At 46.7% G+C, this 17,459-nt stretch carries 13 protein-coding genes; 6 read left to right on the top strand and 7 right to left on the bottom strand.

Going from position 1 to position 17,459, the window contains the following annotated elements; all coding sequences use genetic code 11:
• Positions 1–480: 480 nt before the first annotated feature.
• The gene (locus NDI44_RS24180; RefSeq protein WP_190414794.1) at positions 481–1,197 is read left to right on the top strand and encodes a CAP domain-containing protein; all 717 of its coding nucleotides are present in this window, start codon (positions 481–483) and stop codon (positions 1,195–1,197) included.
• A gap of 5 nt (positions 1,198–1,202) precedes the next feature.
• The gene (locus NDI44_RS24185; RefSeq protein ID WP_190414795.1) at positions 1,203–2,054 is read left to right on the top strand and encodes an alpha/beta hydrolase; all 852 of its coding nucleotides are present in this window, start codon (positions 1,203–1,205) and stop codon (positions 2,052–2,054) included.
• A 220-nt stretch (positions 2,055–2,274) separates the two neighbouring features.
• Here the strand turns inward: NDI44_RS24185 and NDI44_RS24190 are convergent, their stop codons facing one another.
• The 6 genes from NDI44_RS24190 to trpD all read right to left on the bottom strand — a co-directional run bounded on the left by NDI44_RS24190 (position 2,275) and on the right by trpD (position 7,848).
• Positions 2,275–2,562 carry a DUF1816 domain-containing protein gene (locus NDI44_RS24190; protein ID WP_190414796.1) on the bottom strand — a complete coding sequence of 96 codons (288 nt, stop codon included), beginning with the start codon at positions 2,560–2,562 and terminating at the stop codon, positions 2,275–2,277.
• 61 nt (positions 2,563–2,623) lie between these two features.
• Entirely contained in the window at positions 2,624–3,544 is a 921-nt protein-coding gene (gene rlmB / locus NDI44_RS24195; protein WP_347276055.1) for a 23S rRNA (guanosine(2251)-2'-O)-methyltransferase RlmB, read from the bottom strand.
• Between the two features lie 412 nt (positions 3,545–3,956).
• Positions 3,957–4,394 carry a ribonuclease III domain-containing protein gene (locus NDI44_RS24200; RefSeq protein ID WP_242028867.1) on the bottom strand — a complete coding sequence of 146 codons (438 nt, stop codon included), beginning with the start codon at positions 4,392–4,394 and terminating at the stop codon, positions 3,957–3,959.
• A 339-nt stretch (positions 4,395–4,733) separates the two neighbouring features.
• Complete coding sequence (locus tag NDI44_RS24205) at positions 4,734–5,102, bottom strand: anti-sigma factor antagonist (RefSeq protein ID WP_190414821.1); 369 nt, start codon at positions 5,100–5,102, stop codon at positions 4,734–4,736.
• Between the two features lie 222 nt (positions 5,103–5,324).
• Positions 5,325–6,476, bottom strand: coding sequence for a glutamine-hydrolyzing carbamoyl-phosphate synthase small subunit (gene carA, locus NDI44_RS24210; RefSeq protein ID WP_190414798.1), 1,152 nt, complete (start codon positions 6,474–6,476; stop codon positions 5,325–5,327).
• Positions 6,477–6,723: 247 nt separating this feature from the next.
• Positions 6,724–7,848, bottom strand: coding sequence for an anthranilate phosphoribosyltransferase (gene trpD, locus NDI44_RS24215; RefSeq protein WP_190414799.1), 1,125 nt, complete (start codon positions 7,846–7,848; stop codon positions 6,724–6,726).
• A gap of 382 nt (positions 7,849–8,230) precedes the next feature.
• Here trpD and NDI44_RS24220 point away from each other — a divergent pair, with 382 nt between their 5' ends.
• From NDI44_RS24220 to NDI44_RS24235, 4 genes are all read left to right on the top strand, one after another.
• Entirely contained in the window at positions 8,231–12,637 is a 4,407-nt protein-coding gene (locus tag NDI44_RS24220; RefSeq protein ID WP_190414800.1) for a PAS domain S-box protein, read from the top strand.
• 140 nt (positions 12,638–12,777) lie between these two features.
• Positions 12,778–13,146 (top strand): PAS domain-containing protein, encoded by a 369-nt coding sequence (locus NDI44_RS24225; RefSeq protein WP_190414801.1) that lies wholly within the window; start codon positions 12,778–12,780, stop codon positions 13,144–13,146.
• Positions 13,147–13,284: 138 nt separating this feature from the next.
• Positions 13,285–15,573, top strand: a complete 2,289-nt coding sequence (locus NDI44_RS24230) for a PAS domain S-box protein (protein ID WP_190414802.1) — start codon at positions 13,285–13,287, stop codon at positions 15,571–15,573.
• A 212-nt stretch (positions 15,574–15,785) separates the two neighbouring features.
• The gene (locus NDI44_RS24235; RefSeq protein WP_190414803.1) at positions 15,786–16,259 is read left to right on the top strand and encodes a hypothetical protein; all 474 of its coding nucleotides are present in this window, start codon (positions 15,786–15,788) and stop codon (positions 16,257–16,259) included.
• A 279-nt stretch (positions 16,260–16,538) separates the two neighbouring features.
• On the opposite strand, the gene NDI44_RS24240 is transcribed toward NDI44_RS24235, so the two are convergent.
• Complete coding sequence (locus tag NDI44_RS24240; RefSeq protein WP_190414804.1) at positions 16,539–17,378, bottom strand: hypothetical protein; 840 nt, start codon at positions 17,376–17,378, stop codon at positions 16,539–16,541.
• Positions 17,379–17,459: the final 81 nt, after the last annotated feature.

Genomic DNA, 17,459 nt, shown 5'->3' on the forward strand with positions numbered 1-17,459 from the left:
TCTCAGCCTCCCCATCTGCATACCAAAGTGCATGATGACAAAGAGGATTCAATATCTAGAGTTCCCTCTACACAAACGCTAGTAACATTTGTTGAAATGACGAATTGCAAAAAAACTAGAATTATTCTGCGTATATAGATAAGTTTTATCGCTGACAAATACAAGTGAGAGGCATGCTACCACTCCACCTTACCAGCGCCCTAAATTCTGAATCAGGTTCAATACAAGAATTTAATTGCGTCGAATTATACAAACTTACTGAACGCGGCTTCAAAGCTAACTTCAAGGCTAAGTAGTACGCGATCGCACCGATGACATCGACTGTAACGCGATTCAAAATGAAACTCAGCTAGCACAAACACTGAAAATTTTAGACGATCCCCTCGTAGTCAAAAATGGGGAAACTTTCTCGTCGGGTGCTGTCTATTTATCTAATACGGACAGTTTATCAACTCGTGGCAGCGAGTCTTAAAGTAACTTATGCGTCGAATTCAATTTTGGGCATTTGCCCCCATCGTTCTACTCGCTACGTTCTCTCCTTTGATGGTTCAAGCGCGGCAGCCTCTAGCAAATGTTAGCGGTAATATTGTCCCCGTTGGTTTTTCTCAAGAAGGCTCTCTCTTGCTAGCGCAGGCGACTACTCTCTCACCGCTGGAACAAGGAGTGATTGCTGAAATGAATAAGGCGCGGAAAAATCCCGCCGCCTATGCCGCCGTACTGGAGAATTGGAAAAAACGCTTCCAAGGTAAGCAAGTGAGAATGTCTGGAAACGTCTTTTTACAAACCCAAGAAGGTGTGAAAGCCGTCGATGAAGCGATTCGCTTCCTGAAATCCACTCGTCCTCTCCCACCTCTAAGTGCATCTAAAGGGATGTCATTGGGGGCTAGGGATCATGTGAAAGACCAAGGACCAAAAGGTAAGGTTGGTCACAATGGGAGCGATCGCAGCGATCCGTTTTCTCGCATCAACCGCTACGGTTCCTGGCAAACCACCGCAGCCGAAAATATTAGTTACGGCTCTGACACCCCTCAATCTATCGTCATGCAGTTAATCATTGATGATGGAGTTCCGGATCGCGGTCACAGAAAAAACATTTTCAACCCGGCTTTCCGAGTCGCAGGAGTGGCTTTTGGGTCTCACGCAAAATACAAATCGATGTGCGTGATTACCTATGCTGGAGGATATAAAGAGAAATAGGCTTCATGCATCACTCGTCCTCTTCATCTCATCACCTCAGCGTTCTCCGCCAGGGACAAGGCTTTCCGATTCTCTGTCTACACGGTCATCCAGGTTTAGGCAGCAGTATGTCTGTATTCACTAACCACTTATCCCAAAAATTCCAAACTTTTGCCCCTGACCTCCGGGGATACGGCAATAGTCGCATCAAGGGTAATTTTAGAATGGAAGACCATTTAACCGATTTGGAGGCGCTTCTAGACCGCTTCCAGATTGAGCGTTGCCTGGTATCGGGTTGGTCGTTAGGGGGGATTTTGGCGATGGAGTTGGCGCTGAAGCTACCAGAGCGAGTCACGGGTTTAATTTTGATTGCCACAGCAGCACGCCCCCGTGGGAATCATCCGCCAATCAGCTGGCAGGATAATTTCTACACGGGGCTGGCTTCGATCGTGAACCGAGTACAGCCTGGGTGGGAGTGGAATATCGAGACCTTTGGGAAGCGATCGCTCTATCGCTACCTGATCGGGCAACATACCCCTGGCGCTTACCGCTACCTCGCATTGGAAGCGATGTCAGCTTACTTGCAAACCTCAGCGGCGGCAACGCAGGCACTCAATACTGCTCTGAGAGCTGGTTACAACCGATTGGCGGATCTCCAGCAAATCCAATGTCCGAGTTTGATGCTGGCAGGAGCAAGCGATCGCCACATCACCCCTGAGTCCAGTTTAGAAACGGCTCATCACCTCAAGGATTGCCAATGGCACTGCTACCCGAATACCGCTCATTTATTTCCCTGGGAAATTCCCGAACGGGTACTGCGGGACATTGACTCTTGGCTCGATAGCCATCCACAAGTCGTGACGCCAGCCAGAGTTTAGATACCATCGTCGCCTCACCCTGTCCTGAAGTGATGCAGCCCCGACCAAAGGGGATGCAAGTTCGAGTCTGGTATCCTTCCAATCTTGTGAATTCTTAGCATCCCAGAAGCATCTATTCCTAGCGATCGCACCCCTCTGGTAAACCCAGAGGGGTTAGGGGTAAGGTGCCAAAGATGGGGATTCAAAGGAAGTGGATATCACCTGTGAAAAAGCTCAAAACCTAAGAAGGCTGACCGCTAAAAAACGTAGCTGTTCTTTGGCGGTCAAAACGCTCCCCCGACTCATCGTAAATCGTCAGCTTCTCTGGCTTACAGCGCTTCACAGTAGCCTTAATGCCTTTCGCTCCTTCTGCTTCCAGGTCTTCGATATAACCAGCTTTGGTTCTATCAGCTTCCTGAGAGCTAAGGAAAGGGCCAAAGTAGTAAGTACAACGGGGGTTGTCTGTGACAATCTCAACCCACGAAGCCCATCCAAAGAAGTGGAGAATGTTAATCAAGAATTCCTTCATGTTTTTGGCCTATCTTAGGGGATACAAAGCAGTCTTCTAAAAGGTTGTTCTTTACATTCTGTTATATTCTGTCATCTTTCTTTTTGAAAGTCTCTTTTGAAAGATTATTCAAGTAGAGCCGATTCGACCAGCGCTGACGATATATCTCATAAAGAGCCATTCCCCCTGCGACTGACGCATTCAGGCTCGGTGTGTTTCCCTGTAGCGGAATCGAAATCAGGAAGTCACAACACTTTTGTGTCAGAAGATTCAATCCTTCACCTTCAGAACCAATCACCAATACTACTGGCCCGGTAAATTGAGTAGTGTGTAACATTTGACCATCGCCTGCGGCGGTGCCATAAATCCAAAAGCCAGCCGCTTTCAATTCTTCTAAGGCACGGCTGAGGTTAACCACTCTGGAAACAGGAAAAGTTTCTAAAGCTCCGACTGCCACTTTCATGACGGCGGATGTGATTCCCACTGCTCGTCGTTGAGGGATCACCAATCCCTGGGCACCCAAAGCTTCTGCCGTGCGAATAATCGCTCCTAGATTGTGGGGATCGGTAATGCCATCCGCTACCACCAGCACTGGCTGCTCCGAGACGGATTTTGCCTGAGCGATTAACTCACTCAGGTCAGTGTAAGCGTAGGGTGCGACTTGAGCGACCACTCCTTGGTGATTTGCCCCGTGGCTAATTTGCTCTAAGCGGCGCGCACTGACTTCATCGATTACCGTTCCCCGTTCCTTGGCTTTCAGTAGGAGGGAGTGAAACCGGGAATCATAACGCAAATTTGGCAGTATCCAAACCCGATTCAGCTGGCGATGTTTTTCCAAGGCTGTGAGGACAGGATGCCGTCCATAGATCAGATCGCTTTCTTCTTCGGGTGCGGCTGCTGCTGCTCGATCCTCGTCCTGAAAACGACCTCTGGGGATCTCCCGTTCGTGACGGTTGGGAATTGACTTCTTTGGCTTGAAGTTGTCTGTCGGGCGCGTGTCAATTGAGTCTGTGTTTTTGTGGCGGGAGGCAGGACGGATTTGCTGACGCTCCCGGCGCGTGTCAGTTGAGTCTGTGTCTTTGTGGCGGGAAGCAGGACGGATTTGCTGACGCTCTCGGCGCGTGTCAATTGAGTCTGTGTCTTTGTGACGGGAAGCAGGACGGATTTGCTGACGCTCCCGGCGCTGGAGAATTGGCTTGACTTGCTCGTGCTTCCCAACTGGGCGCGAATCCCGATTGACATCCTCGTTATCAGAGAAGGAACGATCCTGGGGCGTCTGTTGCTCTACAATTCGCTTCCCAATCCGATTGTCCCCAAGACGCTTTGGGAAGGCACGCTTGGCTCGAATGGGCTTCCCTCGACTGGCGCTGGATCTGCTTGGAGGCTGAGGGCGGCGATGTTGATCGGCCATATTGTTAAGAATCTTTAACTTGTGGAAGTGGATTTAGCTCTAAGTAGCTCAGCAGCTGATTCAATCGCTGGGGATCTGTTAGGTAAAGATAGCCCATCAACGTCTCTAAGCTGCTAGCTTGTTGATAAATTTCGGGATCGAGGCGCTTGGGACGACCTGCCGCGGCGTTACGTCCCCGCCGCAAGATTTCTAATTCTGTGTTGGTGAGGTGGGGTTCGAGCGATCGCAATGCTTTTGCCTGACTTTCAGCTCTCACTTGCGCCACTACCATGTCATGATAAGCGTGGGATCGCTTGGGTGGCAGTAGATAAAAACTACGGATATAAAGCTCATACACGGCATCTCCTAGATAAGCTAAAGACGCCGGGGAAATCCGCTGAATTTGCGTGCGACGATCTGCGATCGCCCAGATCGAGTTCAACGATATTTTGGTTTCACCCAGTACGGGGTTAGTATTCAGCCAATCTGAACACTCTTCCTCCTGTGAACTCACATCTATGCCCTACCTCGCCCTCTAGTTGATCTTAATGCTTTTGCCTGAAAATCAGGGATGGGGTATGGGGAGTCGGGAGTCGGTAGGGGGTAATCGGTAATTACCTGTTCCCTTGTCTCCTACGCCTCTGCACCGCTGCTCTTTGTTTCCCCATCATTCCCGGTTCAGGACTTTTGAAAATGATTGGGGCGGGTTCTAAAGCCCCCGCCCCTCAAGCGCGAGTAGCCGAATCATCGCGGCATACGAAAAGCGCATCCGCGCCGCTACGCGATCGCGCCTCTGTATAGGTCAAGCAGGCTTGACATTCTCCAATGCCGCTTCGACTGAAGGCTGCAATGACAGAAACTGTTCTAAGCGAACCAGCTTGACAGTTTGAGTCACTCGGGCATTTGTAACAATTTGCAAACTACCCTCAAGGCTTTGAGCCTTTTTCACCAGCTGCACTAGAGCGCCCAATCCAGAGCTATCAACAAAATCAATTTTGGAAAGATCCAGCACAACGTTGCTGGGTCCATCTTCAATACACTTGCTGATAACTTTCCGAAATGTGGGTTCGGAAAAAGCATCCAATAAGCCTGTGAGGCGGAATAGCTGATAATTGTCCCTAACTTCGCGAGTGCCTCTTAAGCTGACAGTTAGGGTTAGTGGCTCAGGAATAACACCCTCCTAGCTGGATTGTCCTTAGTCGAGGCTTTATTATAAAACACAATGCGCGGATATACGCATCTGTTGTAATTCGTCCTTAGTTATTCGCGACCGAGCAAGGATATTAAGACTTTCTACTTCATCCGGGACACCCTTCACCCCTCTTTCCCCCTCTCCCTCAAAGAGGGGGAAATCTACTCGCTAACGGGTCTTATCGAAACAATGCAATCGCATCTAGGCGCTACGCTTATGCGATCGCATCTGCTCAACAAATTGCTCAAACAGATAGTCGGCATCGTGAGGGCCAGGGCTGGCTTCTGGGTGATACTGCACGGAAAAGAAGGGTAGAGATTTGTGACGCAACCCAGCCACGGTGCGGTCGTTCAGGTTTAGGTGGGTAATTTCTACTTCTGGATTTAGAGAATCTGCGTCAATGGCAAACCCGTGATTTTGGCTAGTAATCTCCACTCGCTGCTTCTCAAAACCGGCGGGTTGATTTAAGCCCCGATGACCAAATTTGAGCTTGAAGGTGTCAGCCCCCAGCGAAAGACCAAGAATTTGGTGCCCCATGCAGATCCCAAACATCGGTTTCTGGCTTTCTAGCAGCGCCCTTGTGGTTTCGATGCCTTCGGTGACAGCAGCGGGATCGCCGGGACCATTGGAAAGAAAAATTCCATCCGGGTTGTGCTTGAGAATTTCTTCGGGGGGTGTATTGGCGGGAACCACGACCACGCGGCAACCGTAACTCGCCAGACGCCGCAGGATGTTCCGTTTGATGCCAAAATCAATGGCAACCACCGTGAGGGGTTCCCCGCTTTCTGAGGGGATTCCAGGGCTAAATTCCCAACTCGACTCGGTGGGGTCAGACCACTCATAGACTTTGGCAGTGGTCACTTCCCGAACTAGATTCAATCCTGCCATGCTGGGAGCTTCTTGCACTTTCTCCAACAATTCAACGGGGTCAAGAATTTCGGTGGAAATTGCGCCATTCATGGCACCAGCAGAGCGAATCTTTCGGGTAAGGGCACGGGTATCGATGCCGTAAATGCCTGGAATGTTGTGTTGCTTGAGATAATCGGGCAAAGACTGGCTGGAACGCCAATTGCTGGGACGGGAGGCAATGTTACGAGCGATCGCGCCCCGCACTTGGGGACCATTCGATTCTTCATCATCTAGATTGACACCAGTGTTGCCTAATTCTGGATAGGTAAAGGTGACAATCTGACCGCAGTAGCTGGGATCTGTCAAGACTTCCTGGTAGCCGGTGATACCTGTGTTAAAGACCACTTCACCGATAGCTGTTCCAGGAGCACCAAAAGACCAGCCTTTGTACGACGTGCCATCGGCAAGGACGAGCAGAGCTGGTTGAGGAGAAGAAATAGACATAAGGGAGTGGTTAGTTTTTAGAAATTACTTCTTAGTTGGTAAGTTAGCATCTCACAGCCGTTGGGATAAGAGGTAGGGGGTACTGTGTGAGAATGCGATCGCATTTGGCAGCTCCTAATTGAAGGGGCGACGATAGCAATTTCAAGGTTGGGTGTATTGGATAGTAGGGGCATGACATTGCCATGCCCCTACTATCGGGAGACCTACTGTATAAACATCGCCCATTCAAAAAAACATGAGCGAATGGCTAATTTTTCAGAAACTCAACTAACTGCTCCAACTTCGACCAGGCAGTACCGCTACTCAAGATTTCTCTAGCCATTGTAATGCCCTCCGCATGGCTACCCATTGCGATCGCGCCGCCAACTTGGAGTGCCAACGCCGCATTCAAAGCCACTACATCTTGCTGTGCAGATGTTCCTTTTCCTTGAAGGACATCGCGCAAAATTTCGGCATTTTCCTCAACATCTCCACCCCGAATCGACGTGGTGGGTGCTGGTGTCAAGCCTAATTCGTGGGGATGCAGCGTTGTCAGTTGTACCTCACCACCAGACAGCACTGCTAAATCTGTCGCGTCTGCTAATCCAGCTTCATCCAGTTTCTCTCGTCCGTGCAGAACAATTGCCTGCTGAGTTCCTAACTGTCCTAAAGCATGGGCAATCGTTACGACCAAGTTAGGATCGCACACCCCAATGATCTGCCCGGTAGGGCGTAACGGATTTACTAATGGGCCTAATAAATTAAAGACCGTCCGCACTTTCAAGGTTCGCCGCAGCGATGCCACCGCTTTGAGCGCTGGGTGCCAACCGGGTGCAAATAAAAAGGTAATCCCGACTTCCTCTAGTGCGGCTTGTGCTTTCTCACTGCTGGCGTTTAGGTTAACTCCCAGCGCTTCTAAGACATCCGCCGATCCAACTTTGCTCGAAGCTGAGCGATTGCCATGTTTGGCGACTGAGACGCCAGCAGCAGCGGCTACAAAGGCGACGGCGGTAGAGATATTAAAGGTTGATGCCCCATCTCCTCCAGTTCCACAGGTGTCAATGACTGGAGTGAGGATTGGGGATTGTGGGCGCTTCGCCTTCTCGGCGAGTGGACTGAGTGGGGAGGATTGAGACTGCAACACCTGAGCCATCCCAGCGAGTTCGTCTGCCGAAACCCCCTTTGCTTGCAGGGCGGCTAAAATTGCCCCCGATAGCACTGGTGGAATTTCCTCGTTTAACCATGCCTGCATGAGAGAGGCGGCTTGGTCATGAGGCAGGGATTGCCGATCGAGTAGCTGTTGTAGCAGGTTAGGCCAAATGGATGTGTCGGTAGAAGCGATCGCTCCTGTCGTCCCAGCATCTTGGCTTATCAGTGAAGGAGTATTAGTCATTGACAGGTCTGGGTGCAGCGCACTCAGTTCAGAGGCATTTTGCAAAAGCTTATCGGATCGCCAAGCTCTCTAGCAACGTCCTGCACGCTTCTGTGTCGTAATTTTCCTGAGAGCGCACAGTGGGTTTTTGATAAATATTAAGATTCAGCTATTTTGCTGATTCCAATTAGACCCTTTTAGTTTGATGATTTTAAATATTCATACTTGTCATTATCAGTATCACCCTATTTATTAACTTTATTTGTGCGTAGGTATACAGCGTTGATTCGCTTCATCAAAACTTTATATTACTAACTTTTTATAAATAAACGAAGCTTCTCAGGCAAAAATGAGTATTTTACGAATTGCCTAAATTAAGGGTAGTTACGGAGGTTTTCTGTTGATGCAGTCTTTCAAGCCAAAAGTGTCTGAAGAGGAAATAAAATTAGATCCTGTATTTGTTCCGGAAAACCATTCTAAAAGACCTCCGAATAATTGGCTAAAACAGCTAATCCGTCGCTTAAGTATCCGGCAGAAAATTGGTTATGGATATGCAGTTGCCATTGGAATAGCAACTTTGGGGGCGAGTGCAGGGCTGCTCGTTGGCGAATATTACCAGCGACAGATGTCCCAGCAACTCAAATATGCACAGCAAGAAGCTTATCTTTTGAATAGTTTGAAAATTGCTGTACTAGAAGCAAGAAACCAGCAGCAGCAGTTAATTTATCGGCTAGGAAAACCAAAAGAGTTTCAACGCGAAGTTTTGCGCTTAGTAGAGAAAATTGAAAAGGTTAAAAAACTTTATTCACAAGTAAAATTATTTGGTAATGAATCTCAATTATTCAAGCATTCAGCTCAAGAGATTGCAGAAGTCGAAAATTGGTTGAAAACTTACGACGGAACTGTAGAAGTTTATAGCCAAAACCTAAATGTAATCTTAAATAAAATTGATAAAGATGGTGGGTTACAGCCTGAAACAGTTCTAATAATCCAAAATTCCTTGCTGAATTTTACCAATACTCAGGAGGCGCTTAAGTTTGATAGTCTCTCAGATGATTTAACAAAATTGATTGAGGTTGCTAATCACGATGAGGAAGAAACAGCGATCGCTTTACAGCAGGTAGAGAAACTGCGAATCCAGATAATTGTTACCAGTATGTTGCTGTCAATGGCGATCGCCGCGATAATCGCCCGCTATTCCAGTCGAGCGATCGCGCATCCTCTGGAAACTGCAACTCAAATTGCTCAGCAAGTTACCGAACAAGCAAATTTTACTCTCCAGGCACCCGTAATTACCGAGGATGAAGTTGGACGCCTGACAACCTCCCTCAACCAGCTAATCCGCAGCGTCGGCACCCACACCCAGGAACTGAAGCAAACCCAAGCACAGCTTCATCGCTTCTTCAACCTTTCATTCGATATGCTTTGTGTCGTCGGGTTTGACGGCTATTTTAAGCAGATAAACCCAGCTTTTGAAACAACACTTGGCTACACTGGCGAAGAAATTTTAGCAAAGCCATTGTTGAATTTTATTCATCCTGAAGATCGAGCAACCAGCATTGCTGAGGCAAGGAAACTTGCTAGCGGAGTCATGGTTAGCTCCTTTATAAACCGCTACGGCTGTAAAGACGGTTCCTATAAATGGCTGGAGTGGACGTGCGTCCCCTTTGCTCCAGAAGGTTTAATCTATGCGGTTGCCCGTGACATTAGCGATCGCATACACGCCGAAACAGCACGGCAGGAAAGCGAGCAGCAATTCAGAGCTTTGGTTGCTAATATTCCAGGTGCCATCTATCGGTGTAGCTGCGATGACGACTGGAAGATGGAGTTTATCAGCGATGCGATCGCAGAAATTTCTGGTTATCCGCCTGGAGACTTTATTCACAATCAAGTTCGCAGTTTTGCCAGTATTATTCATCCTGAAGATACCGCGATAGTGGACAGGCTTATCCAAGAGGCTGTGCAGAAAAAACAGCCTTTTATCATTGAGTACCGAATCATTCGAGCCGATGGAAGTATCCGATGGGTCTACGAGAAAGGTCAGGGCATATTCAATTCCACCGGACAGCTTCTGTGTCTAAACGGGGCAATCTTTGATATTAGCGATCGCAAGCAAACAGAAGAGGCATTACACTCATCAAACCGGCGAGTCTTCAAGGTTCTTGAAAGCATCACGGATGCTTTTTATGCCCTCAACCATCAGTGGCAGTTCACCTATATCAACAAGCAAGCGGAGCTACTTTTACAGAGAACCCGGTCCGAACTTCTGGGCACGAATATTTGGGATCGGTTTCCCGCTGCAATTGGGTCAAATTTTTACAATCAATATCACCAGAGTGCTGCTGAACAAGTCTCTATCACGTTTGAAGAATTTTACCCAGCTCTTGATATCTGGGTTGAAGTCCGTGCCTACCCCAGTGAAGAGGGGCTTTCTGTCTACTTCCACGACATCACTGAGCGGAAAGCTGCTGAGAAAGCCCTAGCAGAGCGAGCTAGACTAGCCGCATTTCGTGCTGATATTGGATCTGCCCTCACCCAAAGCGACTCTTTACAAGGCATCCTGCAACGCTGCGTCTTGGCTGTGGTTAAACACCTGGATGCAGCATTCGCCCGCATTTGGATGCTCAATGCCGAGGAGAACATACTGGAACTGCAAGCTAGTGCAGGGATATACACTCACCTAAACGGCAATCATCGCCGCGTTAAAGTCGGACAATTCAAAATCGGTCTGATTGCCCAAGAGCGAAAACCACACTTAACGAATTCTGTCCTCGACGATCCTCGTGTTAGCGATAAAGATTGGGCGAAGCGAGAGGGAATGGTTGCTTTTGCTGGCTATCCCTTAACAATCGAAGGTCAGCTCGTAGGGGTGATTGCCATGTTTACCCGCCATACCTTGAGCGAATCTATTTTCAAGGCGCTAGAATTTGCCGCAGATGAAATTGCCATAGGGATTAAACGCAAGCAGGCAGAGGAAGCACTCCAAAGATCGCTCAAAGATTTGTCAGACGTCAAATTTGCCTTAGATCAGGCGGCGATTGTTGCTATTACCGATCGAAGAGGAATGATTAACTATGTCAACGATAAATTTTGTGAAATATCCAAATATTCCCCAAAAGAACTGATAGGACAAGACCATCGAATTCTTAATTCTGGTTATCATCCACAAGAATTTTTTAGCAAGCTTTGGTCAACAATTTCTAGCGGCAAGGTTTGGAGAGGTCAAATTAAGAACAGAGCTAAAGATGAAACTTATTACTGGGTTGATACTGCCATCGTTCCTGTTATGGACGAGCGAGGAAACCCTTTCCAGTATTTAGCAATCTGCTCCGACATCACCGATCGCAAAGCCACTGAAGAAGCGTTGCGGCTATCGGAAGCCCGGTTCCGAGAACTGGCGGCTCAAGAAGAACTTTTCAATCATTTAGCTAGCCAGATCCGTAACTCTTTAGAACTGGATACCATTCTAGAGACGGCTGTTCATGAAATCTATCATCGGTTACACCTAGATACGTGCATCTTTTCCTGGTACCGTCCTGACATGGAGCCTGTTAGTTGGGAAGCGGTGAAGGAAGGCAAAAAGACCGATCTTCGTAGTTGGGTGGGTTTTTTCCCGGATGAAGCCTTTGGTGCCTTTACTGAGAAAATCCTGCGCCAAGAAATTGTTCGCGTCGATGATGTCAAGACTCTAAACAACGATCTGCCGTTACAGCAGCTGTTATTGACAACGGGTGCGGCTTCTGTGTTGGGGCTACCACTTCAAACACAATTCGGTAGGATTGGCTTGATAATTTGTAATCGCATCCAAGAAGCAAAACCTTGGACGGATGCTGATGTGGCACTGCTTTGCGCGATCGCTAATCAGATGGCGATCGCAATTAACCAAGCTGAACTCTACGCCGACGCTAGTAATTCCGCCCATCTTGCCCAAGATAAAGCCTTGCAACTGGAACAAACATTGCAAGAACTCAAAGAAACTCAAACTCAGCTGATTCAAGCCGAAAAAATGTCCAGCCTCGGTCAGATGGTTGCTGGCATTGCCCACGAATTTAATAACCCGGTTAACTTTATCCACGGCAATCTGCAACACACGAACGACTACGTTCAAGACTTACTTAACTTAGTGAAACTTTATCAGCAACAATATTCTAATCCCGCGCCTAAAATTCAGAGTTTTGTAGAGAAAATTGACCTAGAATTTATCGCTCAAGACCTACCCAAAATGCTGTCTTCTATGAAGATAGGGACGCAGCGAATTCGCGAGCTAGTCTTATCCTTACGGAACTTCTCGCGTCTTGATGAAGCGGAGATGAAAGCCGTTGATCTCCACGAAGGCATGGACAATACGCTGTTAATTTTAAATAACCGTCTCAAAAAAGAGATTAATGTGATTAAACACTATGGCAAGTTACCTCTTGTTGAGTGTTATCCTGCACAGCTCAATCAAGTATTTATGAATATCCTGAGTAATGCGATTGATGCACTGCTGGCTCAGAAAGAGCGGGAAGATAAACAAATTGTTATTTCTAGCCAAGTATTAGGAAAAAATCAGATAATCGTGAGAATTCGGGATAATGGTTCTGGAATTCCACAACCAATTCTAGAGAAAATATTTGACCCGTTTTTTACAACTAAAGATGTCGGAAAGGGAACTGGCTTAGGACTTTCAATTTCCTATCAAATTATGGAAAAGCATCATGGAAAAATTATGGTGAGTTCCCAGATGGATGAAGGAACAGAATTTGCAATTTACCTTCCGATTAAGCAGTCAGGTTTGTCTGCGAAATCGGTTCTAGCCAAGTCAAATTAAGATTCGCCTGCTGTAATTTGCTTCCCACAAACACAAGTCTTGGTTAAACAGTTTTAATCCAAATTTTTGTAGCTGAAGAATCTGAACCAATAGCACCATCATGTAGAATCAACAAATTCTGAATAAGCATCTCAAAAAATATGTCAGAAAGTCGTGTAACCTTCAACGCCGAGGAAGTGTTGCCGGACGAGCGCAACTTCGTCGCCGCTGTTCTAGATACAGCAGCAACTTTGGTAGTGGTTCTCGATACCCAGGGGCGAATTGTCGTTTTTAATCAAGCTTGCCAGCAAACCACTGCTTACTCGGCGGAGGAAGTCAAAGGCAGACCATTCTGGGATTTATTTCTGCTGCCAGAAGAAGTGGAATCTGTCAAAGCGGTCTTCAAAAATCTTCAAGCGGGTCAGTTTCCAAACCAATATGACAACTATTGGTTAACGCGCGATCGCGATCGCCGTTTGATTGCTTGGTCGAATACGGCGCTGCTTGACTCCTCTGGTGGGGTCAAGTAGATCATCGGTACGGGGATTGACATTACCGAGCGTCACCAGGCAGAGCAAGCCCTAAAAAAGGCAAAGGCTGAGCTAGAAATCAGGGTCGAAGAGCGGACGGCTGAACTTAGGAAAGCCAACGAGCAATTGCAGGAAGAAATGCTAGAGCGCCAGCGTACCGAGGTGGCGCTCGAACAGAGCTATAGCCTCTTGCAGGCAGTTATTGAAGGAACACCCGATGCCATCTTTGTCAAAGATCTACAATGCCGGGTGGTGATGGCGAATTCAGGTGTTGGCACGATTTTCAATCGGCAGGTAGAGGAAATTATCGGCAAGGATAATACCGAGTTGTTGCCGCCTGAGATTGCCCGTCAGATAAACGAAACTGACCGCCGCGTTATGACATCGGGTGAACCGGAAATGGTTGAGGAAGTTGTCACCATCATGGGAATCACCAAGATTTATCTCTCTACAAAAAGCGTTTTGCGCGATCCTTCTGGAAATGTCATAGGTCTAGTCGGCGTCTCGCGGGATATCACCGAGCGTAAAGCTGCTGAGGAGGCGCTACGAGAATCCGAAGAGCGTTATCGTCACTTTATTGAGACTGCCTTAGAAGGAATTTGGGTGATCGACGCTGAAAACAAGACGATTTTTGTCAATCGCACACTGGCAGAAATGCTTGGCTACAGCATTGAGGAGATGCAGGGTAAGTCGCTATTTGATTTCATGGATGATGAAGGGAAAGCGATCGCGGCTCGCCAAGTCGAGCTTCGCCGCCAAGGTATCGAGGCCAAGATTGATTTTAAATTATGTCGCAAAGATGGCTCGTTTCGATGGGCAATTGTTTCGACCTCTCCCATCTTCGACTCAGCAGGGAATTATGCTGGAGCCTTTGCGATGATTACGGATATCACCGATCGCCGACAGGCGGAAGAAGCACTGCGCGAAAGTGAGGCGCGGCTAAGAGAGCAAGCAAGGCGGGAAAACTTGCTCAACCGTCTCGCTAGCCAAATCCGTAACAGTCTTAACTTAGACAAAGTTTTGGAAACAACCGTGCAAGAGATCCGCAATTTGTTGCAGATTGAGCGGTGTCATTTTGCCTGGTATTACCCTGACAGAGAGGAACCCGGTTGGGCAATTGTCAAGGAAGCTCGCAATTCGGAGCTTTCCGATCTCAGAGGTTATTACCCGATTGCTGCTGTCGGATCGATGGGGCAAAAACTTTTGAACCTGGAAATGCTGCGGATAGATGATATCGAGAAACTGAGCCAGAAGCCGCGAAGCGCAGCTCAGCCAAGCGAGAAGCCGCGAAGCGTGGCATACGCTAGCGATCGCCTGTGGCGTAGATTTCTGCGTTCGATGGGCTTCGCCTCTATCTTGGTGCTGCCCATTCAAACTCGATCGGGTACCATTGGTATCCTGAGTTGTTGCCAGAGTTCTGCACCCAGACCTTGGAGTGATTGGGAAGTCGAACTGCTGCACGCTGTAACCGACCAACTTGCGATCGCAATTAACCAAGCCGAACTCTACGCCGCCACCCGCACCACTGCCAAACAATTCCAAGAACAAGCCGCCAAACTCGAACAAACCCTCTCCGAACTCCAACAAACCCAAGCTCAACTGGTACAGACAGAAAAAATGTCGAGTTTAGGGCAGTTGGTTGCCGGTATTGCCCATGAAATTAATAATCCCGTTAACTTTATCTATGGCAACTTAGCTCACACAGACGAATACACCAAAGACCTCCTGAATCTACTACAGCTCTACCAACAGCACTATTTCCATCCAGTCCCTGAGATTCAAGATGAAATGGCGGCTATCGATCTAGATTTTCTGATCGAAGACCTTCCTAAGATGCTAACTTCCATGAAAGTAGGTGCTGAGCGTATTCGTCAGATTGTCTTATCGCTGCGGAACTTCTCCCGCCTGGATGAAGCAGAAATGAAGGCGGTTGATGTTCATGAAGGGATTGAGAGCAGTCTCCTGATTCTACAAAATCGCCTGAAGACAAAACCTGACCATCCTGGCATTCAACTAATAAAGAAATACGGCGACTTGCCGCAGGTAGAATGCTATGCCGGACAATTGAATCAAGTCTTTATGAATCTACTGACGAATGCAATCGATGCCTTAGAAGAGAGAATAGAGCGTGGGGAAGAAAATACTAAGTCCTACATCCCTAAAATTTGCATTCGCACCTCTGTTGTCAACTCCGATCGGGTATTAATTAGCATTGCCGATAACGGTCTAGGGATGACGGAAGCCATGCAAAAACAGCTATTCAATCCCTTTTTTACAACCAAACCCGTAGGCAAAGGTACGGGGTTAGGTTTATCGATCAGCTATCAAATTGTGGTAGAAAAACACGGAGGTCAATTGCACTGCCTTTCCGAACCGGGGCAAGGTACAGAGTTTGCGATCGCAATTCCCATTCAGCAGCACAGTTAGGCTCCATTGGAGAAGATTTTTACTTAAATTCACTATACCTAACTACCCGCTTCTATTTTTCGTCTTTACTGAGAATTAACCTTAGCTTAGTGGCTGATTAATTCTACGAGTGTTAGTCTGTTAGTGCTGAAGTGCGATCGCAAAGATAAGCTGTGTCAAAAAGGACTTTCAGTAGAAGGAATAAAGCGATAAAATTTTAACGAGTAACAGCAATGGGTATCCATCGCGGCATCGTTTCAGCCACATTTTTAATTTTTACAGGATTGAGCGCGATCGCTCCCCCTGTTTTCTCTCAAATCCAGGAGTTTACAACTCAACAACCGGAACGCCAACAAATCGATCTAATTTTTAGCCCGAACACCAATCAAAGTTTTGAAGACGTGCTTGAGCAAGCAGAATCGATTGCTAGCAATTCTGTTGAGCAGGGATTCGCACAAAATCCGGAGGTTACACAAATTTATATCAGAATTTTCGGTGATGTCAAAGGACAAGTAGCCCCGCTTCTATTTTCAAAAGTGTATCGTTCTGATTGGCAAACAGAACCTAAAATTGATCGTTGGATTCGATATTTTGATAATTCTGGATTGCTACTAGGCTTTTATAATTCATCTGATTCCTTCTCATCTCCAATTCCTCCTACACCAACCCTCAGACCCGAAGACGATCCAGGTTTCCGGGATGATTAATATACAGTTAAATATACAGATAAAGGCGCAATAATTGCGCCTTTAATACACTTCGTTAAGATTAAAAAAACTTCAGCATTTTCCAATATTGCCTTAACAAGGCGCAAAAAAAGTAAAAAAGAGTTTTTTCAATATCTATCTGCTTTTTTACTGCTACGCTTAAGCTTTTTTTAAGCTCCTATTCTAATTAATGGAGTTTTGGGAGAATCTAAGAATTACAGCAGTAACCGAAAATTATTCATTGCGTCTCTAAGTATAAAAAACGCTAAAATAATTTTTTTAAGACAACAAACCTGAATTTTTCTTTCTACCCTTTAACCTGGTTACTGCTGCTAAAGTTCCAAAAAGAAGTATACCCAATGTAGGAGTATTTTCAGGAACAACTGCTGCCTCTGCCTCATCAACCACTAAGGCAGAAATCCGTGTTCCATCCCCAACATCCACAACCCCAATCCCTAAAGTATATTCCCCTGAGGCTGGAAGAATATAAGAAAAAGCTTGCCATCCAGTTTCTTTATTAAAGACACTTGAAGAGTTACTGAATTTTGAAATCGTATCCGCTAAATTAAAGAATTGAGTACCAGAATCTGACTGAAGACTTACAAAAGCAAAGTCATTAAAATCAGGATAGGTAAAGTCATCAACCGCAGATTGCTCAACAGCCTCATTCGTGAGGAAGTTCCAAGAAAAAGATAACTTTTGCCCAGCACTGCCTTTAAAAGTTTGCTTAATGGCAGATCCCTCAATCGGCTCTGCGGTAGCTATAGCGTATAAAGATTGATCGCCCAAGAAAGTTGAGAAACCCAAGAATCCTTCTAAAGTTTCTTCTTCAGCAAAGCCAGAAATGAAAGTGACGGGAGCAGCATTACCGCCAATAATCGGATTAGAATTATTGTCGAGACTAAAAGTTTCTTGGTATGCAGTTGAGAGAAAAGCCTGGTTTTTTCCTTGGAATGGCTTAATTCCAAAATCTGAAGTTTCTATTCGATAATCGCCTAGGGCTTTCCAACTCTGAAACCCTTGTTCAAATCCTTTATTCAGAACAGCAGCCTTTACTGTAGATGGAAAAACTACACTTACACTGATAGCCAGTGCTGCAAGACTAATTGTTTTTATCATTAAGTTAACTCCTAATTTTTTTTGCCAAAAAGGTCATTTTTAAAGTTTTGCTAATTTTTAAAAGCAGGCTTAGTTTAGCTT

It is taken from the genome of Trichocoleus sp. DQ-A3 (assembly GCF_039961975.1).
Lineage (GTDB): Bacteria > Cyanobacteriota > Cyanobacteriia > Cyanobacteriales > FACHB-T130 > FACHB-T130.